Source organism: Shewanella sp. SM23, assembly GCF_025654295.1.
Taxonomy (GTDB): domain Bacteria; phylum Pseudomonadota; class Gammaproteobacteria; order Enterobacterales; family Shewanellaceae; genus Shewanella; species Shewanella oncorhynchi.
On the sequence record NZ_JAKKRM010000002.1, the window covers coordinates 330,909 to 356,592 of the forward strand.

General features: G+C 43.5%; 21 protein-coding genes. 14 read left to right on the plus strand and 7 right to left on the minus strand.

All coding sequences use genetic code 11. The annotated features are described in order from the left end of the window. Nucleotides 1-34 precede the first annotated feature (34 nt). From pyrF to L5L98_RS04555, 4 genes are all read left to right on the plus strand, one after another. Nucleotides 35-730, plus strand: a complete 696-nt coding sequence (pyrF, locus tag L5L98_RS04540; RefSeq protein WP_263138958.1) for an orotidine-5'-phosphate decarboxylase — start codon at nucleotides 35-37, stop codon at nucleotides 728-730. Nucleotides 731-916: 186 nt separating this feature from the next. Next, a complete protein-coding gene (locus tag L5L98_RS04545) occupies nucleotides 917-1,738 on the plus strand; it encodes an SDR family oxidoreductase (RefSeq protein ID WP_263138864.1) in 822 nt (273 codons plus the stop codon). Nucleotides 1,739-1,808: 70 nt separating this feature from the next. After that, nucleotides 1,809-2,351, plus strand: coding sequence for a DUF2058 domain-containing protein (locus tag L5L98_RS04550; protein WP_028759879.1), 543 nt, complete (start codon nucleotides 1,809-1,811; stop codon nucleotides 2,349-2,351). A gap of 229 nt (nucleotides 2,352-2,580) precedes the next feature. Further along, nucleotides 2,581-4,338: an acyl-CoA dehydrogenase family protein gene (locus L5L98_RS04555; protein ID WP_212600993.1), complete on the plus strand. Its 1,758-nt coding sequence runs from the start codon at nucleotides 2,581-2,583 to the stop codon at nucleotides 4,336-4,338. Nucleotides 4,339-4,439: 101 nt separating this feature from the next. On the opposite strand, the gene dacB is transcribed toward L5L98_RS04555, so the two are convergent. Continuing rightward, nucleotides 4,440-5,933 (minus strand): D-alanyl-D-alanine carboxypeptidase/D-alanyl-D-alanine-endopeptidase, encoded by a 1,494-nt coding sequence (dacB, locus tag L5L98_RS04560; RefSeq protein ID WP_219234132.1) that lies wholly within the window; start codon nucleotides 5,931-5,933, stop codon nucleotides 4,440-4,442. 59 nt (nucleotides 5,934-5,992) lie between these two features. Next, entirely contained in the window at nucleotides 5,993-6,169 is a 177-nt protein-coding gene (locus L5L98_RS04565) for a hypothetical protein (protein ID WP_006081710.1), read from the minus strand. A gap of 429 nt (nucleotides 6,170-6,598) precedes the next feature. Between L5L98_RS04565 and L5L98_RS04570 the strand changes: the two genes are divergently transcribed. Further along, entirely contained in the window at nucleotides 6,599-6,931 is a 333-nt protein-coding gene (locus L5L98_RS04570; RefSeq protein WP_028759882.1) for a DUF1904 domain-containing protein, read from the plus strand. An 11-nt stretch (nucleotides 6,932-6,942) separates the two neighbouring features. Further along, nucleotides 6,943-8,256: a CDP-diacylglycerol--serine O-phosphatidyltransferase gene (gene pssA, locus L5L98_RS04575; protein WP_028759883.1), complete on the plus strand. Its 1,314-nt coding sequence runs from the start codon at nucleotides 6,943-6,945 to the stop codon at nucleotides 8,254-8,256. A 153-nt stretch (nucleotides 8,257-8,409) separates the two neighbouring features. Here pssA and emrD read toward each other — a convergent pair whose 3' ends face one another. Beyond that, nucleotides 8,410-9,642: a multidrug efflux MFS transporter EmrD gene (gene emrD / locus L5L98_RS04580; RefSeq protein ID WP_263138868.1), complete on the minus strand. Its 1,233-nt coding sequence runs from the start codon at nucleotides 9,640-9,642 to the stop codon at nucleotides 8,410-8,412. A gap of 380 nt (nucleotides 9,643-10,022) precedes the next feature. Next, on the minus strand, nucleotides 10,023-11,207 hold the full coding sequence (gene ampC / locus L5L98_RS04585) for a class C beta-lactamase (RefSeq protein WP_263138870.1): 1,185 nt from the start codon (nucleotides 11,205-11,207) through the stop codon (nucleotides 10,023-10,025). Between the two features lie 397 nt (nucleotides 11,208-11,604). Here ampC and L5L98_RS04590 point away from each other — a divergent pair, with 397 nt between their 5' ends. Beyond that, nucleotides 11,605-12,369: a tRNA-uridine aminocarboxypropyltransferase gene (locus L5L98_RS04590; RefSeq protein WP_263138873.1), complete on the plus strand. Its 765-nt coding sequence runs from the start codon at nucleotides 11,605-11,607 to the stop codon at nucleotides 12,367-12,369. 147 nt (nucleotides 12,370-12,516) lie between these two features. On the opposite strand, the gene L5L98_RS04595 is transcribed toward L5L98_RS04590, so the two are convergent. Both L5L98_RS04595 and L5L98_RS04600 read right to left on the minus strand, forming a co-directional pair. Beyond that, a complete protein-coding gene (locus L5L98_RS04595) occupies nucleotides 12,517-14,574 on the minus strand; it encodes a PhoX family protein (protein ID WP_263138874.1) in 2,058 nt (685 codons plus the stop codon). A 430-nt stretch (nucleotides 14,575-15,004) separates the two neighbouring features. Continuing rightward, complete coding sequence (locus L5L98_RS04600) at nucleotides 15,005-16,120, minus strand: tyrosine-type recombinase/integrase (RefSeq protein ID WP_263138875.1); 1,116 nt, start codon at nucleotides 16,118-16,120, stop codon at nucleotides 15,005-15,007. A gap of 588 nt (nucleotides 16,121-16,708) precedes the next feature. On the opposite strand from L5L98_RS04600, the gene L5L98_RS04605 reads away from it, so the two are divergent. From L5L98_RS04605 to L5L98_RS04620, 4 genes are all read left to right on the plus strand, one after another. After that, nucleotides 16,709-17,236: a hypothetical protein gene (locus tag L5L98_RS04605; RefSeq protein WP_263138876.1), complete on the plus strand. Its 528-nt coding sequence runs from the start codon at nucleotides 16,709-16,711 to the stop codon at nucleotides 17,234-17,236. Between the two features lie 168 nt (nucleotides 17,237-17,404). After that, nucleotides 17,405-17,743, plus strand: a complete 339-nt coding sequence (locus L5L98_RS04610; protein WP_263138877.1) for a hypothetical protein — start codon at nucleotides 17,405-17,407, stop codon at nucleotides 17,741-17,743. 348 nt (nucleotides 17,744-18,091) lie between these two features. Beyond that, nucleotides 18,092-20,080 carry an ATP-dependent DNA helicase RecQ gene (locus L5L98_RS04615; protein ID WP_263138879.1) on the plus strand — a complete coding sequence of 663 codons (1,989 nt, stop codon included), beginning with the start codon at nucleotides 18,092-18,094 and terminating at the stop codon, nucleotides 20,078-20,080. After that, nucleotides 20,073-20,348 carry a hypothetical protein gene (locus tag L5L98_RS04620; protein ID WP_006081699.1) on the plus strand — a complete coding sequence of 92 codons (276 nt, stop codon included), beginning with the start codon at nucleotides 20,073-20,075 and terminating at the stop codon, nucleotides 20,346-20,348. The genes L5L98_RS04615 and L5L98_RS04620 overlap by 8 nt, the downstream gene beginning before the upstream one ends. An 86-nt stretch (nucleotides 20,349-20,434) precedes the next feature. Here L5L98_RS04620 and eco read toward each other — a convergent pair whose 3' ends face one another. Further along, on the minus strand, nucleotides 20,435-20,986 hold the full coding sequence (gene eco / locus L5L98_RS04625) for a serine protease inhibitor ecotin (protein ID WP_263138884.1): 552 nt from the start codon (nucleotides 20,984-20,986) through the stop codon (nucleotides 20,435-20,437). A 630-nt stretch (nucleotides 20,987-21,616) separates the two neighbouring features. Between eco and L5L98_RS04630 the strand changes: the two genes are divergently transcribed. The 3 genes from L5L98_RS04630 to L5L98_RS04640 all read left to right on the plus strand — a co-directional run bounded on the left by L5L98_RS04630 (nucleotide 21,617) and on the right by L5L98_RS04640 (nucleotide 25,628). Beyond that, nucleotides 21,617-22,843 (plus strand): cation diffusion facilitator family transporter, encoded by a 1,227-nt coding sequence (locus L5L98_RS04630; RefSeq protein WP_168827088.1) that lies wholly within the window; start codon nucleotides 21,617-21,619, stop codon nucleotides 22,841-22,843. After that, a complete protein-coding gene (locus L5L98_RS04635) occupies nucleotides 22,844-23,323 on the plus strand; it encodes a MarR family winged helix-turn-helix transcriptional regulator (protein WP_263138886.1) in 480 nt (159 codons plus the stop codon). 211 nt (nucleotides 23,324-23,534) lie between these two features. Beyond that, a complete protein-coding gene (locus L5L98_RS04640) occupies nucleotides 23,535-25,628 on the plus strand; it encodes a prolyl oligopeptidase family serine peptidase (protein ID WP_263138888.1) in 2,094 nt (697 codons plus the stop codon). The last annotated feature ends 56 nt before the right edge of the window (nucleotides 25,629-25,684 follow it).

Genomic DNA, 25,684 nt, shown 5'->3' on the forward strand with positions numbered 1-25,684 from the left:
AATACACAGTTTGTGTAACCCCGTTGGAGAGATGATGACGACTAAACCTATCCTCGTAGCGCTTGATTACGATAATAAAAACCATGCTTTACAACTGATAGAAAAACTCGATCCCAACATGTGCCGCCTTAAAGTCGGCAAAGAAATGTTTACCTTGTTTGGCCCGCAACTGGTGAAAGATATCCATGATCGTGGTTTTGATTTATTCCTTGATTTGAAATTTCACGATATTCCCAATACTGTCGCCAAAGCCGTGGCCGCAGCCGCAGAACTGGGCGTATGGATGACGAACGTACATGCCAGCGGTGGCTTAGCCATGATGGAAGCGGCTAAAAAAGCTTTACTGCCCTACGGCGATAAAGCGCCTATGCTGATCGCGGTCACGGTATTAACCTCGATGAGTGATGACGATCTTAAATTACTCGGCATCAATGTGCCTGCGTTTGAGCATGTGCAACGTTTGGCGAAGCTCACGCAGCAAGCAGGACTCGATGGCGTGGTGTGTTCCGCCCAAGAAGCGACAGCGTTAAAATCGCTGTTAGGTCAGAATTTCAAGCTCGTGACGCCGGGGATCCGCCCAGTTGGCAGTGATGCTGGCGATCAACACCGTGTGATGACGCCACCTCAAGCGATAGCAGCGGGTTCTGATTACTTAGTGATTGGCCGCCCAATCACCAAAGCTGCCGACCCGTTAGCAGCATTGCAAGCGATTCACCAATCATTGGCATAGACGCCACACTAGCCGTCTAAAGCGCGGTTTGAAAGTCGTTTGACCGTCGTTTAAATAAAAAAGGCTTGGAATCGCTTGTTGGTATCCTTGATATGATTGATAAAAGTTGAAATAGTATCTTGAATGACAACATAGAATAATGAATCACACCCTGAGTGCTTATCTCACTGTTCACGGAGAACGCCCATGTTTAATGCTACGATGTTTAACTATCAAGGTAAGAATGTTGTCGTTGTCGGAGGAACCAGTGGGATAAATCTCGCGATTGCCATTGCGTTCGCACAGGCTGGCGCAAATGTGGCCGTTGCGAGCCGCAGTCAAGATAAAATCGATGCCGCGGTATTGCAGTTACAACAGGCCAATCCTGACGGTATTCATTTGGGTGTGAGTTTTGATGTGCGCGATCTTAGCGCCCTTGACGTTGGTTTTGATAAAATCGCTGCTGAGTTTGGTTTTATCGATGTGCTGGTAAGCGGCGCGGCGGGGAATTTCCCCGCCAGCGCCGCAAAGCTTTCGGCCAATGGTTTTAAGTCGGTGATGGACATTGATTTGCTCGGCAGTTTTCAAGTGTTAAAACAGGCGTATCCTTTGCTGCGTCGCCCCAATGGCAATATTATCCAGATTTCGGCGCCGCAGGCTTCGATCGCTATGCCAATGCAGGTGCATGTGTGTGCGGCAAAAGCGGGCGTGGATATGCTGACGCGAACCTTAGCGTTAGAGTGGGGGTGTGAGGGGTTGAGAGTTAATTCGATTATGCCAGGCCCCATAGCAAACACTGAAGGCTTTAATCGCCTTGCACCCAGCGCCGCATTACAGCAGAAGGTTGCCCAATCCGTTCCATTAAAACGCAATGGCGCAGGTCAGGATATCGCCAATGCAGCGTTATTTTTAGGCTCTGAATTGGCGTCCTATATTACGGGAGTTGTGCTGCCGGTTGATGGCGGTTGGTCACTTGGCGGCGCCAGTATTGCGATGACAGAGCTTGGCGAACTGGCCGCGAAAATGTAGTTTGGTTTTAGATGTTTGGTATTCAAAATCGAGAACTTTGATTTTATAGAAATTAAGTAGGTAATGATCCATGGCTAATGCATTACAAGAGCAGCTACTCAAAGCAGGGCTTGCCAGTAAACAAAAGGTTCGCGACGTTAAGACCCAAAAACGCCGAGATAAAAAATCTCGAGTTGATGATGGCTCAAGTGCTTTTAAGCAAGAAGTGGCAGAGCAAAAACGGTTGCAGGCGCAAAAAGATAAAGCGCTAAATGAGCAACGTTTTGCAGAGGCATCTGAGCGTGGACAGGTGCGCGGTTTAATCACTGAGTTCACTAAGTCTGCGATAAAGATCCCAGCTTATGCTGAAGTGAAATTTAACTATACTCTTGATAATAAAATCTATTCTTTATACATAGATGAAAAACTGCAGGCAGAATTGCTTAAAGGGCAGTTAGGCATAGTACGTTACGAAGATAAGAGTTACTTAGTACCACATAAGTTGGCCGAACGAGTCAAATTGCTGGTGCCGCAGTGGTGTGGTTATCTGTGGCAACAGGATGAATCTAAAGCTGTGGTCGTTGAAGATGATCCCTATGCAGATTACGCAATTCCTGATGATTTAATGTGGTAATTGCCACAAGCTTGTGAGCTAACGCTGCGACAACACTGTGGTAAAGCTTATAAAATAGAGACCCTTAAGTTCAGGCTTAAGGGTTTTTTTATGAGTTGAATTTATACTTAGCTCACACACTCGCATACTTTTATATTATTCGCGGCTGTATTTGTAATGAGATTGTTTTCTACAGTGAACTGGTATAAATTAAAACAACTGTTTTAATCCTACGTTTAAGAGTCTACCAATGAATCCTTACCAAGCCCCGTTGACGGATATGCGTTTCCTACTGGAACAGGTATTTGATGCTCCAAACACTTGGGCACAATTGCCTGAGATTGCAGAAATGGTCGATATCGACACGGCTAATGCCATTTTGGAAGAAGCAGCCAAGATAAGTTGTGAATTGATCCATCCGCTGAACCGGACGGGCGATGAGCAGGGCGTGTTGCATCAAGACAATCAAGTGATTACCCCTGATGGCTACAAAGCCGTTTATGAGCAGTATTCCCAGGGCGGTTGGATTGGTTTGTGTGGCGATCCTGAATTTGGTGGTATGGGGATGCCGAAGATGCTGGGGATCTTAGTCGACGAAATGGCTTACAGTGCTTGTAATGCGTTTACGCTTTATGGCTCGTTAACTGCGGGGGCAGCTTTATGTATCAATGCCCACGGCAGCGAAGAATTGAAACAAGCTTATTTGCCTAAGTTATATTCCGGCGAATGGGCGGGTGCTATGGATATGACAGAGCCGCAAGCGGGTTCTGATCTACGTAATATCCGCACTCGAGCTTTACCGCAGGATGATGGTAGTTATGCCATCACGGGCAGCAAGATTTTTATCACGGGTGGCGATCATGATTTAACTGAAAACGTCATCCACTTAGTGCTTGCTAAGCTGCCGGATAGCAAAGGGATTTCACTCTTCCTTGTACCTAAAATATCGGTAAATACCGATGGCAGCTTAGCCAATGCCAATGGTGTATCAGTGGGGTCTATCGAGCATAAGATGGGCCTTAAAGGTTCTGCGACCTGTGTGATGAACTTTGATAATGCCCAAGGCTTCTTGATTGGTGAGCCTAATCGTGGCCTCGTATGCATGTTCACTATGATGAACTATGAGCGTTTAGCGATAGGTATTCAAGGGCTTGGCAGTGCGCAGGCGGCGTACCAGATGGCGGCCGATTATGCTAAAGAGCGTAATCAAGGCATCGCCGCTGGCGGCTCACCGACGGGCAGTGATTCTGATCCCATTATTGTCCATGGCGATGTGCGCCGTATGTTGCTCACCATTCGAGCGATGACAGAAGCGGGCCGTGCTTTGTCTGTGTTTACTGGGCAACAGCTAGATTTGGCAAAATATGCCCAAGATGAGGTTAAGGCCAAAGCGGCGCGTTATGTGGGTTTATTAACGCCAGTGGCGAAAGCATTTTTAACCGATCGGGGTCTAGATGCGACTATCATGGCGCAACAAGTCTTTGGTGGACATGGTTATATTCGTGAAACAGGTATTGAGCAATTAGTTCGTGATACCCGTATCGCTCAGATTTATGAAGGCACCAATGGCATTCAAGCCATCGATTTCCTCGGTCGTAAAGTCACTGGCGATAACTTAGCCGCATTAAATGAATTTGTGGCTGACTTGAAAGCACAAATGCGCGCATTTACTCACGTTGATGCGGTGAAAGTGGCGGCAGTATGCGCACGTTTAGATGCCTTGGTCATCGTTGCCGAGTCAGTTAATGATCGCAAAGTGGCTCAGCCTGCACTTATTAATGCGTGTGCGGTCGACTTTTTAGATGCCTTTGGTTACACCCTGTATGGTTTCTACTGGTTGGCTATGGTCGATAAGGTCGCGGATCATGAAGATAAAGCTTTCGCCGAGCAGAAAGTCTATTTGGCTAAGTTCTATTTTGATAAGTTATTGCCAAAAGCGGATTACCATATCGCTCAAGTCAGAGCTGGTGATGCGACGACTATGGCGATGCCTGCGGAGTTGTTTTAACAAGGCTTCGGTATATTCGTTTAGATAAAAACTGAAAAAGCACTGATGACTCAGTGCTTTTTTGTGCAAATTTTTTACTCTGTAGCAGTTAATTAATGACTCTAGTGAGCCGCAGTATTCACAGTCGCAGTGGTTGATGACGGTTGCAGCACTGAAATCAATTGTTTAAGAAACTCGGCATTGAATGAGGGTTTATGTTGATTTTTCAATTCAGGACTCATGCCATTCTCAAGGATTACAAACAAGGTATCGTTATGCTGGGGCAAACGGATAAACCCCGCTAAGTTAGACACGCCTTGCATCGAGCCTGTTTTAGCAAAAATTTGCTGTTTAAGCGGCGGCTTGTTGTAGCCCATGCGATATCTTAAGGTGCCGCTGATCCCCGCCTGTGGCAGACTCGTGATTAACGGACTAAAGCGGCTATCTTGGTGGATTAGCGCCAACACCGCGGCTAACTGCTTGGCATTGAGCAAGTTATAGCGTGACAATCCTGAACCATCCACAATATTGGCGTTACTCAAATCTATGCCTAAATTCGTTAAAATTCGCTGCATGGCAGCGGCACCATTGGTAAAGCTGCCTTGGGTCTTAAAATAACTTTTACCAAGTTGCTTAAAAAGGCTATCGGCAATCAAATTATCTGACTTGAGCAGCATAGTCTCGAGCAGCTCAGGTAAGGGCGCCGAGCTATGGCTGGCAATTAGTTTTGCCTTTTGGGGTAAGCTAGTGCCGAGTTGTACTTTACCCGCAAGAGACATCTCGCCTTTAAGTAGGGAGGTGAGGTTATCTTGGGCAAATTTGAACGGATCGCTGACCGCAATCGCCAGTGGTATCGCCTCACCGCCAGGGTAACAGCCGCGTAAATGGTAGTTATTTTGACCTAATCTGACCATATCAAGTTGGCAAAATTCGCGGCTCGCCTTTTGATCAAACACCGCATCGCTGCTGATTTTAACTCCATAACTCCCCGCACGCAGACTTACCTGTGAAGGTTTGCTGGTAGAGCTGGGGCTAAACTGACCATAGACACAGTTTTGATTGATAATATAACTCGATACAGGCGCAGCAAAACAAATACCTAAGTCATCCCATACCCAACCGGGAGCTTGCATTTGCTCTTGTTTATCGCCGAGCAAATACAGATGTCCATCAATGCGATTAATGCCTTGTTTTACGAGATTGACAAAAATGGCCTTGAGATCGGCTTGAGTCAGCGTGGGATCGCCACTAAAACGCAGATAAGCACTGCCTGCGATATGGCCCTTGCGTATCGGTGCATCTGTCCATAATTGTGTGACATAACGAAAATCAGGCCCAAGCTGAGCCATAGCACTGACTGCCGTGAGCAGCTTTTGGGTACTGGCTGGAATAAACAAGGTCTCAGCTTGTTGGCTATAGATCACTTGATTGTTCGACATATTCATTGCCAGTAAGGCGATTTGTGAATGTCGAGGGCTGATCTTACTGATTGCTTGGCTAAGCGAAGTGGTTTGAGCACTTATCGGCCTAGAATCATGTTGCTCTGCATAGGCCATATTATGACTTGCGGCTAGGAGCAGGCCGGCATATAGAGTGGTTTTCAGTAACGTTTCCATGTTAGCTATTGGCCATTTTTATCAAAACATCATTAAGATTAGGTTGGTATTGTGTGCGGTTAATCCTCACTGCTGCCGTCATCCTTTTCCATCAAGCGATATAAACGTAGGGTAACAAACAATACTAGCCCAATAAACAACGGCAGGATGAGTAACCCTAACTGGGTTTTAAAATGGAAAATACCCCAAGCAAACAGCAATGTCAGTGCTAACGTCAGCAGAATTTTTTTGTTCATAGTCTTAATCTTGTATCGTGTGGTCTAATCGCAGATAGGCGGTTTAGTTTACGCTAAATCACTGGATTCGGGGTGAATGAAATGGGTTTGAAGATTATTTTGTGATTTGGCAGACATTTTGGGTGCAGTTTAGTGAAATTTGGACTGATTTGTAGCGTTAAGAATCACCCTATTTAGGGGCGAAATATTGTGTGGACGGGCAAATAATGCCGAGAATACTCGCCGTAAAATGCGATTTCAAGCAAGGATAAATGAAGAAGATTTTTAGGTAAATCGGTGCACTGAAGTGGAATAAAATCGCGTGAGGTCAAATTACCAGCAAAACCGTTAGGTTTAACAAGACTTTTGGGAGAAAAGTCTTGCCGAGACGAGGTGAAGTCGGTAATTTCTACCCCTTACGATTTTAGGTTCTTAGGTAACAACTAAACCATGCCACATATTAGTATGCGCGGCTTACCACAAGCGGTCGTTGCAGCGTTCAGCCAAACATTACTGCAGTCATTGGCGGATATATGTAAAGGTAATGCAGAGAGTTTCACATTAGATTGGATCCCAAGCATCAGTTTTCGAAATGGAAAAATTGATCAACGCTTTGTCCAAGTTGAGTTACTCTGGTTCCCTAAGGACCCTGATATACATCTTAAAGTAGAACAAACGATCAGGTTGGCAGTGACAGAGGCCTATCCAGAGTTAACACATATTGCTGTGATGTTTTTATCACTGAACCCTAGTGCTTCCTATCGGGGTGGTCAGCATGTTTAAAGGAGGATGCCTTGCTAGATAAGCTTGGTGGAATAGCCGTTCAACCCGAGGCTTTAACGTGGTTGCTCACGCCATGCCGTTTCAAGGCAGAATTACTCGCTCGTATTGCGAGCGCCAAGCACAGTATTTATATTGCGGCGCTGTATTTAGAAGATGACGAAGCGGGTCGTGAGATATTACAAGCCCTCATGGATGCCAAAGCAGCAAATCCAACGCTTGATATCAAAGTGTTAGTCGATTTTCACCGTGCGAGACGTGGCTTGATTGGCCATAAAGGTGATAGCGGTAACTATTTGATGTACCGCAGAGTTATGGCTGAAGCCGAACATCCCATCGATATCTTAGGTGTACCCGTCAAATCCCGTGAATTTATGGGTGTGTTGCATCTTAAGGGATTTATTATCGATGATGCCGTGATTTATAGCGGTGCCAGTCTCAATAATATCTATTTGCAACAACACGATAAGTACCGTTTCGATCGTTATCACTTGATTGAGTCTGCCGAATTAGCGCGCAGTATGCGCGCGATGATCCAGAAAAATATCATTTCTGATCCAGCTGTGTGTTCATTAACGCAAGATGCTGAGCAAGAAGTGCTACCACCAAAGACGGATATGCGTAGCTTTAAGCTGAGACTGTCTGACGCTGAGTATCAGTTTAAGGAAACCCGTGATGGCAATCGCATCACGCCGTTACTTGGGCTAGGACGCAAGAAAAACTTGCTCAATAAAGTGGTTGTCGCCTTGGTGGAAGAGTCAAAAGACTCGCTGTTTATTTGCACGCCCTATTTTAATCCGCCGTACATTTTAGTGCGCGCTTTAGCGAAGCATTTACGCAATGGCAAACGCATCGATATCGTTGTGGGCGACAAGACGGCTAACGATTTTTATATTCCGCCTGAGCAGGATTTCTCGACCATAGGTGCCTTGCCCTATATGTATGAGCAATCATTGCGTAAGTTCGCTAAACGCCAACAGTGGGCGATTGATAATGGTCAGTTGAATATCCATCTGTGGAAACACGGCATCAACAGTTATCACCTCAAAGGCATCAGTGCCGACGGTAATAAGCATTTGATCACAGGTTCTAATCTGAATCCAAGAGCTTGGGCGCTGGATCTTGAGAATGGTTTGTTGATCCAAGATGAAATTGGCTGCTGGAAAGCCCAGTTTGAAGCCGAGCAGGCGCATATTCTGGAACACACACAGCGGTTATATCACTACAGCCAAGTGGATACCTTACAGAGCTATCCCGCGCCAGTGAAGAAGATCATGACCCGAATTCGTCGCCTTAAAGCTGACTTTTTACTGCGTCGCATTTTGTAACGATTAAAGCTATAGAAGCAATAAATTAATCGATATTTTTGATTTATTACAGTGTGTTATCGATTTAAAAAGCCCACAACAATGTGGGCTTTTTATTGACTGACGGTAATAGATTTAGCTTAAACCAAGAATTGTCGCTTCAAATCATATGCATTAAATCTGTGGCATTAAATTCTGGTGAGTATCATTTTGATCTTTGGCGTAATAAAGAGACAGGATCACTAAAACCACCATTACAGCACTTAATAAACCTATGCTCAACTGGCCGCCCATAGGCACTAAAGACATAGTTAATGCGGCAAGTCCGGCACCAAAATTTTGTAATCCCCCCAATAATGCGCCCGCAATCCCCGCCTGACGTGGAAATGGCTCTAACGCAGCAGATGTTAGGGTAGGGAACAGCATGCCTGCGCCACTGAAGAATAAAATTGATCCAATAAGTAAACTCCAGCCAACTACTAAATTAAAAAGACCTGGGATCAACATAAATAATGCGCCAGCACCGAGTAACGCAACACCTTGGTAAACAACCCTTTGTGGCTTATTCTGTCGGCCCGCGATGAGAGCCCCCAGTAAGTAGCCAGGAATTGGCGCAACAAAATAGCAACTGACCATAAAAGGCGTCAGTCCGAGATATTGGCCATAGAGTACGCCAGCAATGGCTTCAAACGCCGCAATACCGGCAAAGGTGGCGATCAATGAAAATAAATAAGCGCGAAACGCTCTATGGCGCAGGACATGCTTATAGGATTTGAAAACGGCTTGATGTTCCCGTTGAGCCTTAGGTAAAGACTCTTTAAAGAGGAATATTAACAATAGCCAGACCGCGACACCGAATCCCGCTAATACCCAGTATACGGCTTGCCAGCCAAAATAGGCCGCAGTGGCGCTGCCGATAAATGGTGCAAGCAAAGGTAAAAACACTACGGCCATAGAGACATAGCTATTAAATTTTACCAGTCGGTCGCCAAAGTAATGATCGCGGGGAATGCTACGGCACAATGCGCCTGCGCTGGCTGTGCCTAATCCTTGGATAAGGCTTGCCATTATCAGTTGGTTAAAACTTGTGGCCTTCGCCGCGAACACAGCGCCTAGAACGAAAATTGCGATACCCACGATGAGTGGCATTTTACGGCCAACGCGATCTGACACTGGGCCATACACAAATTGAAAGATCCCGTAGGAAAGTAAGTAACAGGCCATCACGGCTTGTAGTTGGCTGGCGTCCACATGGAGCCCGAGTGCGATTTGTGGAAGGGCAGGTACAAAAATCGTCTGCGCCATTTGGCCACAGGCGACCATAAAGACAATCATTAACAGTAGGCTAGACTGACTCGCCGCTGGAGCGACATCGTGATGAATAGGAGAATGTGGCGTGCCTGACATGATATTTCCGAAAAAGGTCACTTAAGGTATTTGCGCGCATCTTACTCCCTAAAAGCGTAACTTCAAGTGTCAATCATATTGATTTAACGAAATAATTTTTAATGCGATGCATAAGTTTTTATCCTGATTTTAAGCTGTAAAGCTAAACTTACGATAGGTTATTTGTCTGTTAACTAGGTCGATGAGTTGCAAATGAATTAACGCAAGGATTAACCCTGTGGTGCATCTTTTCTTACAAGCCGCCGATGAGAAAAGGGAGATTGCAAGGAAGCTGTGAGTTAGTAGCAAGGCGTCAGCCATAAATCAGTCGCGACAAGAAAATATCGTTAAGAAAAAGGAGATAGTACTAATACACTTATCTCCTCCATTCTGGCGCATGGCTATTTTTGCAATTTTTCGACCCCAGTTAAAATCTGATACCCCACAGTCACCCGAGGCGGTACGGGATAATTTTTATTGCTTAACAATACTATGCCAAGTTTTTTTGCAGGAATAAAGGCTGCATAAGCGGCAAAACCGCCAGTAGAACCTGTTTTATTGATCCACACATTTTGCTGCGGCGCGAGGGGCGGCACTATGGGTTTAACTGGCGTACTGCCAAATACGACTTCCTGAGTGTGACCCTTAAGTATTTTATCAAGATCAATAGGATATGAGTAATGCTCCCAAATCATATCTTGGGTCATCATGCCCACATCAAAGTATCCCGTGTGGGTCTCATCGAGTGCCGTTTGCAGTGGTTTGGCAAGCGGGTGCATTTGCATATTGGCCTCAACAAATTGCAGTAAATCCTTGGCAGAGGTTTTAACGCCATAGGCTTCATCGGCTAATACACCGGGATTGACTCGCACTGGCATGTCTTGCTTATCATAGCCTTGGGCATAATCGGCCATTTTGTTGCTAGGAACCTTGAGATAGCTGTTTGTCATACCCAATTGTGGAAATAGTGTTTGCTCAAGTACTTGTGGAAACGTTTGCCCTAAACTCTGCGCGGCAATCATGCCAAGCAGCCCAATACTCGGATTGGCGTAATTCCTATGGGTCCCCGCGGCAAATGATGGTTGCCAATGCTTAAGGTAATCCATTAACTCTGCGTTATTAGTGACCTTATCAGGAACTTGCATCGGCAAATCACCCGCTGTGTGGGTGGCTAAATTGATGAGACTAATCTTATCAAAATGGCTGCCTTTTAATGCTGGAACATAATCACTGGCCATATCCGTGAGTGTTAATTTACCTTCGCCCTGTGCATAGTTAGCCAGTGTTGCGGTAAAGGTTTTACTGATAGAGCCAATCTCGAACAGGGTATCTTCAGTCACACTTTGCCCAGAGGTTTTAGAACTGACGCCATATTGGTAAAAATACTGTTTACCTTCTATGGTGATGCCAATTACTGCACCGGGAATAGCATACTCGGCCATCAGTGGTTTAACTGCGGAATCTACAATTGATTGGATGTCTTTGGTATTAAGCGTTTGGGCCGTAGTGACATTAGAAAATAGCGTAGCAGTGAGCAGTACGCCGCTTAATAACGGTATAGAAGCGATCGGGGCTTTTGGGTGCATAATTGACCTTTCATTGAGACTGTATTTGTAGAGTAGATTTTCGCATGATATTAGGGCAATTCCACACTAAGTTAAGTCATTACTGATATTTAGTTTCAATACTCCCCCAATAAGTAATTTAAACGTTAATTTGGTCGGTTTAGTGTTGCATACTAAGTGGCAACACAGATTAATACATTACAGATGTTTTAAGAGATGGTTGCTCTGTGCTCTTAAATTATCTCGCTGACGTTAGGCTGCAGATGAAACCACAACCACTGACACCGGCCTTTTATCACGATAATGTATTACGCGATTGCACCATTGATGGCCAAGGGATAAACTGCGCCACCGCGATAAAAAAGTGCTAACTGATGTGGTCGCGATCCTTAATAAGTTTGATAGAGAATTGGTTTTTATGGCTTTAGCCCCCCATGCAGTACACCATTTATATCAGTACCGTAAGTCTATTTCGACTAAACCCTTTGGTGCCCGCGGTAAAAAACTGATCCGCTGTCCATTATGCCTCTTAGGTGAGCAGTTCTGTACCTGTGCGCTACGCCGTCAGTTAGATACTCACGCCAGTTTCCTGCTGATTATGTATAACGATGAGGTGTTAAAGCCGACTAATAGTGGACGACTCATAGCAGACCTTATTCCTGATACCCACGCCTATATTTGGTCACGTACAGAACCTGAAGCTGAGTTGCTTGCTTTGCTGAATTCGCTGCAATATCAACCCTATTTAGTGTTTCCTGCCCAATATGCAGAGCAAGGGCAAACCGTACTGAACCAAGTGCCGATGTCGACATTGGCCGAAGGTAAACGGCCGCTGCTAATCATGCTCGATGGCAGTTGGCGTGAAGCGATTAAAATGTTCCGTAAGAGTCCTTACTTACACTCACTGCCGTTGCTTTCCTTCGATCCCGACACGCTCGCGACCTATGCATTGCGTAAAGGTAGTCATGATTTTCAACTTGGCACCGCCGAGGTGGCATCATTGGCTTTAGGAGCGATTGGCGAAGCGGCTAATGGCAAAGCCTTAAGTACTTGGTTTGATTTGTTTGTTGAATCTTCCTTACTTGGCCGCAATCGCCGTTGCCGTGAGGACCTTCTGCCAATTACAGATTTTACCGATGCTTTTGAACTGGCCTTTGAACAAGCAAGTCGTAGTAAGAGTTAATAGATGTTGGATTTAATCTATTATGAAAAAGGCTAGTTAACTATCTTCTTAAATAACAAATCCCCTACAGTGAGGGAATTTGTTATGTGTAGCAATTAACTTATAGGAACTTCATATTAAGAAGATACCTTGCACAAGCATAATTGTTTATACCGCGACTTCTTTACCATCTAACTTACGGATAACGACCGTAGCGGCGCGAGGGCGTAATGTCGTGCCCGCAGGCGTTTTTTCAGCGGCATTGGACGAATAAGGCCAATTACCGGGATGCTGAATGTTAGCAAAAACAGAAGTATAATCAGGGCTAATAGCAAAACCCGTAACCTCACAGTCGTTTGGTCCAACGAAGAAACGCTTTAATTCCATTTGGTTATCAGCCGTTACACCTAGCTGTTTCTCTTGGCCATCAACAAGCGTTGAAGGCACTATTGCTAGCATCTGATCGTTGGTTTCTTCTGCGACCTCCTTGGCTCCATTGTCTGTTTGAACCCACAAAATACCGCGTTGATCGAAGGCCAAACCGTCTGGGCTGGCAAATTGGTTAAGATCGGTTAAGCCTGATAAGTTTGTTTCTGCGTTACCATCACTTGGTGATCCGAATACGAAGATATCCCATGTAAATTCAGTATCTTTGTCACTTTCATCCCAACGAATAATATGGCCAAAGTGGTTTTTCAATCTTGGGTTCGCTGGATTGGTTTCAGTTCGTTTTGAGTTGTTGGTCAGGGTCAAATAAATTGAACCTGTGAAAGGATCGACAGCACACCATTCAGGGCGATCCATCGGTGTTGCACCAACAAGATCCGCTGCGCCTGCGGTGTTCAAAATAATCTCGGCTAAGCTAGCGAAAGTATTGCCTAGGGTTTTTCCGTCCGTAGTCTGGCTATCTAAGGTTAAAGGCAACCAAACACCACCACCATTTGCATTAAACTTAGCTGCATATAAAGTACCTTCATTCATATACTTATCGCCAGTTTGTATGCGATTGCTGCTGTCAGCATCTTTTGCATCCCATGCCGCGGCCGAGACAAATTTATAGAGGTATTCGAATTGTGAATCGTGGCCAGAATAGAACACTACTGGCTTACCTTCAGTTAATTTGCCAAAGGTACATCCCTCATGGCGGAAACGACCAAGCGCGGTACGTTTTACTGCGCGCGATGTTGGATTGAAAGGGTCAATTTCAACAATATAACCGTGACCATTCGCTTCATTACGATAGTCATCTTGAGCACTTGCACCTTTTGGCGTGACATCAAAACGCGCGAATTCATCGAGACGTTCTTCATCATGACCTGCAAGATCATCCCAGCCATAACGTGTGCTGGTTTTGCTGATCCCAATGCGATTTTGCTCGGCAGTTAACGTACCACGGTTAGCGAAGTAGCCTGGCCAGTTTTCTTCACAGGTCAAATAAGTGCCCCAAGGCGTGTAACCATTGCCGCAGTTATTTAATGTACCGCGAGCCTGACTACCGTCGGGAGAGTAGCGGGTTTCGAGTAGAGAAGAGTAGGCGAGAGGACCGCTAATATCCATTACAGTCGCACCGGTGAATCGGCGGTTATGGTTATCATTGCTAACCACTTCCCATTGATTATTAACCAGTTTTATACGTACAACCGATACGCCATGGGCGTTGATTTCTTTACGTACCTCATCGATAATTGTGCGCAAACCTGAAGTAGGATCAAAAGTTTGTCCTGCAGGATGTAATGCAACTTCATCAATATATTCATGGTTAATGCAAAGTAAACCGTCATTACCCGTATCATTTAATGGAAAGAAATGCATGCCATCGTGGTGCATACCGACTGAGTTCGCTTGGTCATCGGCAGTGTTACTACCATCGCTTTTCCATAGTGCCGCTTTTGCATTTAATGGCGTGCCCCATGGTGCAAGTACCTGCGCTGTATAGCCTTCTGGTACAACGACGGCATCTAAACGAGAACCTGCAACTGACGTAAAGTTTAGCTTGGCGGTACTTTTTGTTGGTGGCAAAGGTGTCACTGGATCAACAGGTTTTGTAACAGGGGCGTCATCTGATCCGCAAGCAGTTAAGCCTACACTGGCAAAAGCTGTCATAGCACTGAGGCCTAAACCACTTTTTACGAAGTTACGGCGAGATAAATGTTTATCCAACACTTGGTTAAATGGCTCGTTATTACTTTTATTATAAAGTGTAGGATCAAAGGTGGCCTTACTCATATATTACTCCGGCTAGTACGATGGATTAAATTTCGTGACTAAGGCTAAAGTATCAATATGACAATAAAGATGATTTTATATTACAATAATACTGCAGTGAGCAATAAACCCGATATGCTATAAAAATGTTAACCAGCAGTTTGCTATGGTCGCTATGGTCTAAGCTGCTGAGGTCAAAGTACCTCGATTAGGATTTTTATTCTGCTATGATGTCAAATCTTGTGTCACAGATAAAAATATATAATGTGAAGTTATTGCTTTAATTATTTTTAAATATAAAACTTGGAAATAATTTAAATATAAATTACTGAATATCATCTTTATTCATAAACATGACAGATTTATATTTAACATTAAAATTGCTATTTTATTTTAGGTAAAAGACTAACTGATTCTTACCGAGTCATGATCTAGTTTAGTCTTTTGGGTTTTAGTCTCTTGGTTTTAAATAATGGCGGAGTGATCGAGGATCGGTATGGCCAGTTCTGGCCATAATGTATAAATGATCTTTATCATTTTCATGGAGTTGAGTGACACAACCACTACGCAGACTGTGGGCACCATAAAACTTTGCAGGTAGGCCCGCTTTTGTGCAATATTTTTTAATGATGCGATAAATATCATCTCCCGTGAGAAAACCACTATTTTTATGTAAACTTGAATTAGCTTCAGAGTGATGTTCTACTATTTGATAAGGGCGTAAATATTTCCCATCACGGGAAAGCGATCTAAATAAATGTCCATCCTCAATATTGGCGAGTGATAACCAATTTTTTACCGCGTTGAGTGCTGCAAAAGGTTCATGATCTGGCAGGTCTTTCCATTCCCGTTGACCTTGCTGATTACTCTTCGAATAAGGTAGGCGCACTTTTAGCTTATTACGTAAAAAACTGACATATTGAACTTTTATATCTGCAAGTTCAGAACGGCGAAACCCACCTTGTAATCCTAACTGAATAATGGCTTTGTCTCTTGCTCGGGTTAATGGCTGCACTTGTTCATCGATAGCTTGAATGAGCATTTCCACTTCATCATACATAATCGGTTGTTGATCATAATCACTCACATGGCGAGATTGATTTCTACTCAAGCCACGCATCACTCTGATCACCAGAGGGTGCTCGGTAGGCGAGTGGAATCCTGCTTGAATATGATGGTAGCGAATCGCCGCGAGTCGAGTCGTTAATGTCTGTTTAGAAAGTTGTACTCCAGTACTCTCTTGGATCAATTCTTTTTGATGACCAATAAATGAAATTACGCTTCTTGGATCTGCGGGCAGGGCCTGCAGTTGGTGCTCCGCACAATAACGGCTAAATAGACTAAAGCTCGTATTATAAACACGGCGGGTGTTGGCTGAAATTTCATATTCAGTTTCTTCGGCAGCACTTAAATAATCACTTCGAACAGATTGTGGCAGGAAAGTCTCTTCAAAAAAACGTAGCTGTTCAGCACGGTTATTATTGTGATGATCTGATCCAGTCACTCTTTCATTCGATACATTGGTGTTATTTTGAGCATTACTATTTGTCCGGATCATTTTAGACATGCCGTTGAAGTCACCTGATATCGAATTAAGAAGGCGTAATTATACGCAAATCACGCCTACATCTACCAGTGATAATCGTCATTATCACTGGTAGAGTGCTTATTTGTTCAAATAAACTTCTGTTATCAGAATAGGGCGCATTAAATAGCATTTAGTTGGTTTTTTAGTTTAAAAAATAGCTAAGATAAAGCCGTTTGAACAATGGCGATTAATTATGCAGATATAGAATTGAAAGCAAAAATAGTATGTAATTCGTACTTCCTACATGCGGTGGTTTCTAACTTGGTTAGCCAAAGAATCACAATTTTAAAGAATGGTTTAACCATTTTATTGGCTTTGTTGAATGGAATGCCGCTAAACTAGGCTTGTATGTTGGATGAAATTTAAGCTAATAAGTACAACAGCTTATTGTGTATTTGACCTGATATGAGTTGAGTTATTCTTCCTAAAGTAAAAGGAAGCACAAGGAATCGATATCACACACAAAAAATGGTTGAACCATATATTAATACTTATCGATTTGTACTAGCATAAGGACCGATTTATTTCATCTGCATTAGACGCATGCTTAGCTAAAGAAACGTATTTATGGAACCGCAAGCCTGGATATATCAACAAGACAAACCAACAGCAGGGAGAAAATTATTATTGCTTGAGGAAGCAGAATTAATTTTTGCCTTACCCTTAATTTATCGCCTTATCAATCCTGAAGTTGTGGCATCTAAACCGGATTGGTTTTGTGACGCTGAGTTACAAACGGTTTTCTATACTAAGTTGGTGACACAACTAAATGAATTGGTCCGATTACGCAAAAAGGCACTGCGGATCGACAACGAGCTTACTAATGTAAACAAAATGCTCAATCAGTATTTTACTGATTTTGGCTGGCGTATGGTTCGCAAAGAATTATCTCAAATAAAAAAACGGCAAAAAAAGTCTCATATTGAGCTGAGCAGGGATATTATTTTGAGGTTAAAACGTTATATGGAAACTCAAAAGTTAGACAGTTTTGACCAAGCCATTGATACCCTATTGTCAGAGCATAATGAAAATATTTCGCTTAATGTTTTACAACATACTGATGAGGATGTTGTAGGTGACATTATTGATGAATAGAACAAAATAACCGCGGATCTATGTTTTGAAGAATATGATTTTAAAGTTGTTTTATTGCCTAAAATGGATTATCTAATAAGGGTAAGTTAGCCGTGACTTATCTGTGCAGACACGTAAAATTACTGTTAAGATCTTATGTTTACGACTAGATAACGCGGGGCATTAGAGATGAGTTTAAGTATTGCAAACGATAGGAAAATTGCGGTTTTATGCCGAATTGAACCTGGCTGTCTCGGACCTGATGGCGTAGATCATATTGAGGCTTTTTGTGCTTTAGCCCAGAAAGCGATGCAACATTTTGACGTCGATGTCGGCACTTGGGTATTGATCCCAAGATATGATAAAACCTTAGAAGAGATGCAATATAGTCTTGCAAATAAGCTGCTTTCGCGTGAGCAGGCAACTAAATATTTAGTTTCTATAGGGCGTGACATTGATGGTTTTGAAGAAAGATTTCAGGACAAACTGACGTCGCTGATCAATGTATATCTTGCTAGAAAACCTTAAATGCTCAATTTATCGGAGATGTATTTTTTTGCTGAGATTCATCTGACGTCTTGTTTTTTCATAGGAGATATCGGATCGAATTTTTACAAATCGGTTTTATTTTCATATTTAATTGCTGACTGAAAAAGTAAATTAATTATATATTAATCATCGTGTTGTAATGAAATCTGCACCTATAATTACGCTGCTGATGAGCAGTTAAGTTGGCTTGAAAACTCAGTTGTTGCTAATTAACTCCGTAAAGTACGTCAAAATTTGCTAGACTAGTCGACTCACTTAATGCTGAATCTTTTTCTTGCGGTATGCCCGAATTTTGTGGGTGGTAAGGATAAGTGTAAAGGACGGTTGATGTTCAATCCCATTCCGGAAACCAATCCATACGTTAGTTTGTTGCAGCAGGATTTCGGGTTTTCTGAATTTCGCCCTGGCCAAGCGCAAACGATAACACAACTGTTAGCAGGGAAGTCGAGTTTAGCGATTTTCCCGACAGGTTCTGGTAAATCCCTTTGTTATCAATTTACAGCATTGCAGTTACCCCATTTGAGTTTAGTGATTTCGCCTTTACTCGCCTTGATGAAAGATCAGCTGGAATTTTTACAATCTAAGGGAATTCATGCGGCTAGCATAGATTCAACCTTAAGCGCCGAGCAGAGTCAGCAAGTGATGACAGATGCGCGCTCTGGCAAACTGAAAATTTTAATGGTGTCGGTGGAACGTTTCAAAAATGAACGCTTTAGGCAGTTTATTCAATCGGTTCCGTTGTCTATGTTGGTCGTCGATGAGGCGCATTGTATTTCAGAATGGGGCCACAATTTTCGGCCTGATTATCTTAAATTACCCGATTATCGGCGCGAGCTTGAGATCCCGCTGGTACTGTTACTGACGGCCACCGCGACACGTAAAGTGAAACTGGATATGGCCAAGCGCTTCGATATCGCGCCCGAACACATAGTACAAACGGGATTTTATCGACCCAATTTAGATTTGACTGTTCTGCCCGTGTCGACGCAAGAGAAAAATTCCTTACTGGTTAAGCAGATAACATCATTCTCAGGTGCTGGTATTGTGTATGTGACTTTGCAGCAAACCGCCGAAACGGTCGCACGACTCTTGAGCCAACAAGGCATCGTCGCCAGTGCTTATCATGCTGGATTTGAAGATGAAAAACGTCAGCAAATTCAAAATGATTTTATGCAAGATAAGCTGCAAGTGGTGGTTGCTACCATCGCCTTTGGTATGGGAATCGATAAGAGCAATATCCGTTTTGTGATCCACTATGATTTGCCTAAATCTATTGAAAACTACAGTCAAGAAATCGGCAGAGCAGGGCGTGATGGTGCGTTATCCCATTGTGTGACTTTAGCCAATCTTGATGGACTCAATACCGTTGAAAATTTTGTGTATAGCGATACGCCTGAGCGAGAAGGTATAGCGCAAGTCATTGAAGCTATTAGACTTGAACAAGATTCTGCTCAGTGGGAATGTCAGCTTAATGGCGTGTCGACTGCGAGTAATATTCGCCAGTTGCCGTTAAGAACGTTACTTGTGCAGTTAGAAATTCTAGGTGTGGTTAAGCCGTTATTTGCTTATTACGCCGATGTTAATTACAAATTTTTAGTGGACAAACACGCCATTTTGAGCCGCTTTAATCCAGAGCGGCAGGCGTTTTTGACGCAAATTTTTAATCATACGCAGATGAAGAAAATATGGGGCGCGTTAGATTTTGATGCCTTGTACAGTGCGACGGGCCATGAACGCAGTCGCGTGTTGGCCGCGCTGGAATATTTAGCTGAACATCAGTTGATTGAATTAGAAACCAAACGAATTACTGATGTGTATCGGGTGGATGTTGCCGCATTAGCGCGTCCGGAACTCATCGATGAGCTGTACCATTATTTTATTGATAAAGAGCAGAAAGAAATTGCGCGAATAGCGCAGTTAGTCCGCTTTTTTGAACTTGAGACGTGCTTAAGCCACAATTTATCCCGTTATTTTGATGATAATGAGACGCCGGCTGTCTGCGGTCATTGCAGTGTTTGCCGCGGTCATTTCGCTAAGTTGAGTTATTCGACGGAACCTACTTGGCCGACAGATCAGCAGATATTGGCTGATTTACATGAATTGAAGCACCATTTAACGGCCAAAGGCATAGATGCTTTATCACTTGATACCTATTGTCGTTGCCTCGCTGGTATGTCAGTTCCTTTGGTGAGTCGTTTTCAAGTGCGTAAGTTGAGTGGTTTCGGCCGCTGTGAAAAATTGAGATATGCTGAAATTAAACAGAAAGTTGAGTCACTGTTGTCGCAACTAGATGATAAAAGAGTTGAACATGAATAAGGCCGTAAAAAAGATGTTAGCCACCCATGAACATTTAGTTCACTCTGAAGGTGTGACTGTGGTTTCCCATATGCAAAGGGAAAAGGCAGAGTGGGTACAACATACTGTTATGATTGAAGATTGTGATGTACCGTTTAAATTTAGACGGGTGAAAAAATATCGTAATCTGCAAGGGCAAAAGATCAATGTCATCTATTACCCAGAGACAGAAACTGTGGCAGGTTTTGAAATAGAAATTATGCAAGTCGTTAGAATTAAACGATTCTAGTTAATGCGCTTCGAGTCTTTGCTTTTATCAATCAGCAAAGACTCGAAGCGCATTTGATTGATGACGCAAGAGTTAAATTTGGCTATTTACTTGGAATATTGATAGGTTGAGTCTACTTTCCAAGTTCTGAAACGCAGTTCAGCGCCTTCTGGTAGATAAAACACCTTAGGCAAGCGACTGTCGTAGCGCATTTTTAGCTCAGCTGGAATACGTACAAAAGCTTCTTTCTTCGCCAATTCGAAACAGGCCATCATAGTGCTCGGGCCTTCAGCGATTTCATCTACTTGATAGTAGTTATAACCCCAACCTTGCACTGTCAGTTCCTTCAATTCCCCGTTTAATCCATGCTTATTGCAATCAACCATTTGAGTCTGACCAATTTGGATTTCGACCATGTAGTCATCTTCGTTTTCTAATTTAGGTAAACTTAAAATGTGCTGCACCATACCTGCTGCCGGAGCAGGGAACATCTTAGTGGCTTCCTGTGCGCTGTAATCTTTTGGATCGAAACGTTGAATATTGATCATAGGCGCATTTAACCCTGTTGGATGTGGTGGGCTCACCGCCGCGGCATTGAATGACAATAGTGCAAATGCAAGGGGGACAGCGCTAACGCTAAATAAGGTCTTCAATTTCATTTTATTTCTCCTAATCGAACTGAATTGATGTCGATAAATTTGTCTGTGTGTTCTGCTCCCTATAAACGCAGCAGAGGTAAAAAAGGGTTAAATTATTCAATAAAAAATCGATTTTTTATTCAAATAATTTTTATCAATCTGAATAATAAGGGTTAATTACACTTTCCAATGACTTATTTTGTTAAGTTCTCAGCTATTTCAATTCTTTGCTGTGGCTGTTTTATGACTCATATCATGCGAAAAATATACGAAATAGCCTAGATAAAAACCTTAAAACTTGGATTTCAACTTGCACTGAAAAGCCACCGCTGTGTCTGTCTATAACTGCGTAAGGCTGTAATAACAGCGATGTGAGCTGTTTTTACCCATAAATCAAGCGCTAATCCATTAAACCTTGCCTGATATCCTTTGCCTAGTCTAGCTGCCTATCTTAATTTACATATCAGTGTCTCGACTGATGGCAGGAGGGCTGATGCATTATGGGGATTCAAATACACGTTTAAAAGTTTGAAAACAGTATATCTTGATAAATAGTTAATTTGATCTTCATATATTTTGATTTTCAAACTATAATTCAAGCGACGAGTTTTTCACCATTAATAGCGATAGAAATGGAACAGGGGCCATACAATGAAATCAATGACAGCCGAGCAAGCGACAGGGCATCAAGCTACTACGGGAAGCCGCCAAGGGCACTCACTCGCCCAGTGGCAGCACGCCCATGAGTTTTCCAGTCAGAACCGCGATGGCGAGAAGAACACTCGCTATGTACTGTATTTAACCGTGATCACTATGGTGGCTGAAATTGCTGCCGGAACCATCTACGGTTCTATGGCACTGCTCGCCGACGGTTGGCACATGGGAACCCATGCCGCAGCCTTTATGATCACGCTATTCGCCTATTCGTATGCCCGTAAACACGCTAACGATCCTGCATTTGCTTTCGGTACTGGCAAAGTGAGTGTGCTTGGCGGTTATACCAGCGCAATAGCGCTAGGACTTGTGGCACTGGTGATGTTGATTGAATCGGGAATGCGACTGATTAACCCTGAGCAAATCCATTTTAACGAAGCCATATTTGTGGCTGTTATAGGTTTGAGCGTGAATGTGCTGAGTGTATTTTTACTCAAAGATCACCATACCCACGACCATGGGCACACTCATGGTCATAGTCACGATCATGGACATCAAGATGATCATGAAGACGAGCATGCTCATCACAGCTGCGAAGCACACTCCTCCCATGACGATCACGTCCATACGGCTCATTCACATGGTGCGGGTCCACATACACATGATGACTCACATGCACACGATGAAAGTCATCAAGATCATAGCCATTGCCATCATAAACAGGAGCACCATGTTGCTCAGCATGAGCATGAGAGTCAGAAGGCACACGGTGGTCATGATCACAACCTACGCGCCGCCTATTTTCACGTATTAGCCGATGCGTTAACGTCAGTGCTCGCCATTGCGGCCTTGTTGTTTGGTAAATACATGGGACTGACTTGGCTCGATCCGGTTATGGGTATCGTGGGTGCTGTAATTATTAGCCGTTGGTCATGGGGACTCATTCAGCAAACGAGCCCTATCTTACTTGACGGTGGTGTTAAAGCGTCATTGCAGCGTAAGGTCGTGGAAACTCTTGAGGCCGTACCGGATCATCAAGTGGCCGATTTACATCTTTGGCGAGTGAGTGCCGATCACCATGCTATTATGGTGTCTATCGTGTCCCATTCACCGAAAGATGTCAGTTATTTTAATCAGTTACTGTCACAATTTCCTGAATTGGCTCATATTACTATTGAACTCCATACTTGTCGTCAGCGCGAGTGTATGGCTAAGGAAGCCTAAATGACTGTTGAACATCATCATTCATCAAACCTGAATTCAACGACTGCTCATTCAACGGCCGCACATTCAACAGATCATGCATTAAATCATGTGATTATTGAATTTTATGAAAAGCTGTCGTCTTGGGAACACGCTATTGTGCGTGACAAAGGTTTTAGCCTATCGCAGGTGCACACCATTGAGTTACTCGGCGTGCACGGCGCTATGAGGATGAAAGAACTGGCAGATAAAATTGGTGTCACAACAGGCACACTAACGGTTCAAATCGACAAAATGGTTGAAGCTGAGTGGGTTGTACGTCGTCCCCATGAAACCGATCGTCGTTCAATTCTGGTGGAGTTAACCGAAAAGGGCCAAATTTTGTTCCTCGAACATGATGCATTACATCTACAACTCACTACAGATCTCACCGCTAAAATGAGCAGTGAGGAACGAATCGTACTGCTCAATTTGTTGTCTCGTATGAATAACGAGTTTTAATTTACCCTATTTCATCCACTAAAAAGCGTCCCTCGTGGACGCTTTTTTATAGCATGACATTTTTAAAAACGCGATTCATTCTAGATTAATCATCAGCTATTACAGTACCTTACCTTTTGTTACATTCTTGTTGGATTAATAGTTGAACTGGATATTAATTAAGGTAATGTAAGGGCAGATCTCAAGATGGACTTTGTTTAAAAGGAATAGAATGAATAATAAATTACTGCCTTGGTGCATTGCAGGAGTGCTCGGTATGAGCGGTCAACTTCACGCAGAAGAAGATAAATACATTTGGTTAGAAGATGTTGAAGGCGCAAAGCCGATGGAATGGGTGAAAACCCAAAATGCAGGATCTGCCGCCGAAATTAAAGCGTTTAAAGGTTTTGATAGCTTAGTGGCGAACAGTCTCGCCATCCTGAACGATAAAGAACGCATTCCCTACGCGACCCACATTGGCGACAAGTTATACAACTTTTGGAAGGATGATACCCATGTGCGCGGTATTTACCGCCGTACTACCATGGAAGAATATGCTAAACCCGATCCCAAATGGGAAACCGTGCTTGATATCGATGCCTTAGGTAAAGCCGAAGCCGTCAATTGGGTATTTAAGGATATTAGCTGTCAATATCCCGAAAATGAGCGCTGTTTTGTCTCACTTTCCCGCGGTGGTGCCGATGCGGTGGAAGTGCGAGAATTTAATTTAAATACTAAATCCTTTGTTGCCACCAAAGATAAGCCATTCTTTTTGAAAGAAGCCAAATCAAGTCTGAGCTGGATAGATAAAGACCACGCCTTTGTCGGTACTGATTTTGGTGATGGTCAAAGCATGACTGACTCAGGTTATCCACGGGAGGTGAAACTCTGGCAACGTGGTACAACACTCGAGCAAGCGAAACCGATTTTCACTGGTGACAAAACCTCAGTCGCAGTATCAGGCTGGGTTTTATTCGATGATAAAACGCCGCTGAGTTTAGTCACCGAGGCACATACTTTTTATACCGCCAGCCAATATGTCTATCAAGATGGCAAACTCATAGGGTTGCCATTACCTCAAGATGCTGAGATTAAAGGTTATTTTAAAGGTAAGTTATTTATTGAGTTAAAGAGCGATTTAACCAATAAAGACGGTAATTTTAAGCAAGGCGCGGTCGTATATGCCGATGTGGCGGATCTTATCGCCCAAAAAGCCAAATTCAGTTTATTTGTGAGCCCGACTCAGACCGCATCGATAGCGCAGCTTAGTTTTAGTAAGAGTGCGATTTTCGTGAATTGGCTCGATAACGTGAAAAGCAAATTAGTACGGTATGAGCAAGACGAAAAGGGCGCTTGGCAAAGCACCCAAGTCCCATTCGAAGCGAATGGCGCCTTGACGGTAATGGACGTTGAGCAAGACAGTGATGATTTTTTTGTGAATTACACCAGTTTTCTTGAGCCTTCAAGCCTCTATACGGTTAATGCAAAAACCTTAAATCCGAAGAAAATTAAAGGTATGCCGCAACAGTTTGCTGCGGATAAGTTTAAAACTGAGCAATACTTTGCGACGTCTAAAGATGGCACTAAAGTACCGTACTTTGTGGTGATGGCTAAGGATCTTAAGTTAGATGGCACTAATCCTACGCTACTTTATGGCTATGGTGGGTTTGAAGTCTCACTGCGTCCATCCTATTCGGCCACCATTGGTAAGAATTGGTTAGAGCAGGGCGGCGTATATGTGTTATCTAACATTCGTGGCGGTGGCGAATATGGCCCAGCTTGGCATCAAGCGGCGTTAAAGCAAAATCGACATAAAGCCTATGAGGATTTCGAGGCAATAGCGGAAGATTTGATTGCCCGTAAAATTACATCAAGTAAACATTTAGGCATCCAAGGTGGCAGTAACGGTGGCCTGTTAATGGGAGCGGCATTTACCCGCAGACCGGATCTGTACAACGCTGTCGTGTGCCAAGTACCTCTGCTTGACATGTTTAGATTCAATAAGTTACTCGCCGGTGCCAGCTGGATGGGCGAATATGGCAATCCGGATATTCCTGAGGAATGGGCTTACATTAAAACGTACTCTCCGTACCATAATCTGCATAAAGACGTGCATTATCCAAAGGTCTTTTTCACCACATCGACCCGTGATGATAGGGTTCACCCAGGTCACGCCCGTAAGATGGTTGCTAAGATGAAAGACATGGGAATTGATGTCTTGTACTACGAAAATATTGAAGGTGGCCACGCCGGCGCTGCAGATAATAATCAAGCTGCGGAACTTAATTCAATGGCGTTTGCCTACTTATTACAGCAATTAAGATAATTACCGCTGGGTTAGCATGAATTGTTAACTCTTCACTGGTAAAACCGAGCAAGACC

Bases quoted from the DNA above. Each gene is read 5' to 3' on its own strand.
- L5L98_RS04635 (WP_263138886.1), top strand. From the start codon at position 22,844: ATGACTGTTGAACATCATCATTCATCAAACCTGAATTCAACGACTGCT.
- L5L98_RS04590 (WP_263138873.1), top strand. From the start codon at position 11,605: ATGGCTTTAGCCCCCCATGCAGTACACCATTTATATCAGTACCGTAAG.
- L5L98_RS04615 (WP_263138879.1), top strand. From the start codon at position 18,092: ATGTTCAATCCCATTCCGGAAACCAATCCATACGTTAGTTTGTTGCAG.
- dacB (WP_219234132.1), bottom strand. From the start codon at position 5,933: ATGGAAACGTTACTGAAAACCACTCTATATGCCGGCCTGCTCCTAGCC.
- pyrF (WP_263138958.1), top strand. From the start codon at position 35: ATGACGACTAAACCTATCCTCGTAGCGCTTGATTACGATAATAAAAAC.
- L5L98_RS04555 (WP_212600993.1), top strand. From the start codon at position 2,581: ATGAATCCTTACCAAGCCCCGTTGACGGATATGCGTTTCCTACTGGAA.
- L5L98_RS04545 (WP_263138864.1), top strand. From the start codon at position 917: ATGTTTAATGCTACGATGTTTAACTATCAAGGTAAGAATGTTGTCGTT.
- eco (WP_263138884.1), bottom strand. From the start codon at position 20,986: ATGAAATTGAAGACCTTATTTAGCGTTAGCGCTGTCCCCCTTGCATTT.
- L5L98_RS04605 (WP_263138876.1), top strand. From the start codon at position 16,709: ATGGAACCGCAAGCCTGGATATATCAACAAGACAAACCAACAGCAGGG.
- L5L98_RS04570 (WP_028759882.1), top strand. From the start codon at position 6,599: ATGCCACATATTAGTATGCGCGGCTTACCACAAGCGGTCGTTGCAGCG.
- L5L98_RS04630 (WP_168827088.1), top strand. From the start codon at position 21,617: ATGAAATCAATGACAGCCGAGCAAGCGACAGGGCATCAAGCTACTACG.
- L5L98_RS04640 (WP_263138888.1), top strand. From the start codon at position 23,535: ATGAATAATAAATTACTGCCTTGGTGCATTGCAGGAGTGCTCGGTATG.
- L5L98_RS04550 (WP_028759879.1), top strand. From the start codon at position 1,809: ATGGCTAATGCATTACAAGAGCAGCTACTCAAAGCAGGGCTTGCCAGT.
- L5L98_RS04595 (WP_263138874.1), bottom strand. From the start codon at position 14,574: ATGAGTAAGGCCACCTTTGATCCTACACTTTATAATAAAAGTAATAAC.
- L5L98_RS04620 (WP_006081699.1), top strand. From the start codon at position 20,073: ATGAATAAGGCCGTAAAAAAGATGTTAGCCACCCATGAACATTTAGTT.
- emrD (WP_263138868.1), bottom strand. From the start codon at position 9,642: ATGTCAGGCACGCCACATTCTCCTATTCATCACGATGTCGCTCCAGCG.
- L5L98_RS04600 (WP_263138875.1), bottom strand. From the start codon at position 16,120: ATGTCTAAAATGATCCGGACAAATAGTAATGCTCAAAATAACACCAAT.
- ampC (WP_263138870.1), bottom strand. From the start codon at position 11,207: ATGCACCCAAAAGCCCCGATCGCTTCTATACCGTTATTAAGCGGCGTA.
- L5L98_RS04565 (WP_006081710.1), bottom strand. From the start codon at position 6,169: ATGAACAAAAAAATTCTGCTGACGTTAGCACTGACATTGCTGTTTGCT.
- L5L98_RS04610 (WP_263138877.1), top strand. From the start codon at position 17,405: ATGAGTTTAAGTATTGCAAACGATAGGAAAATTGCGGTTTTATGCCGA.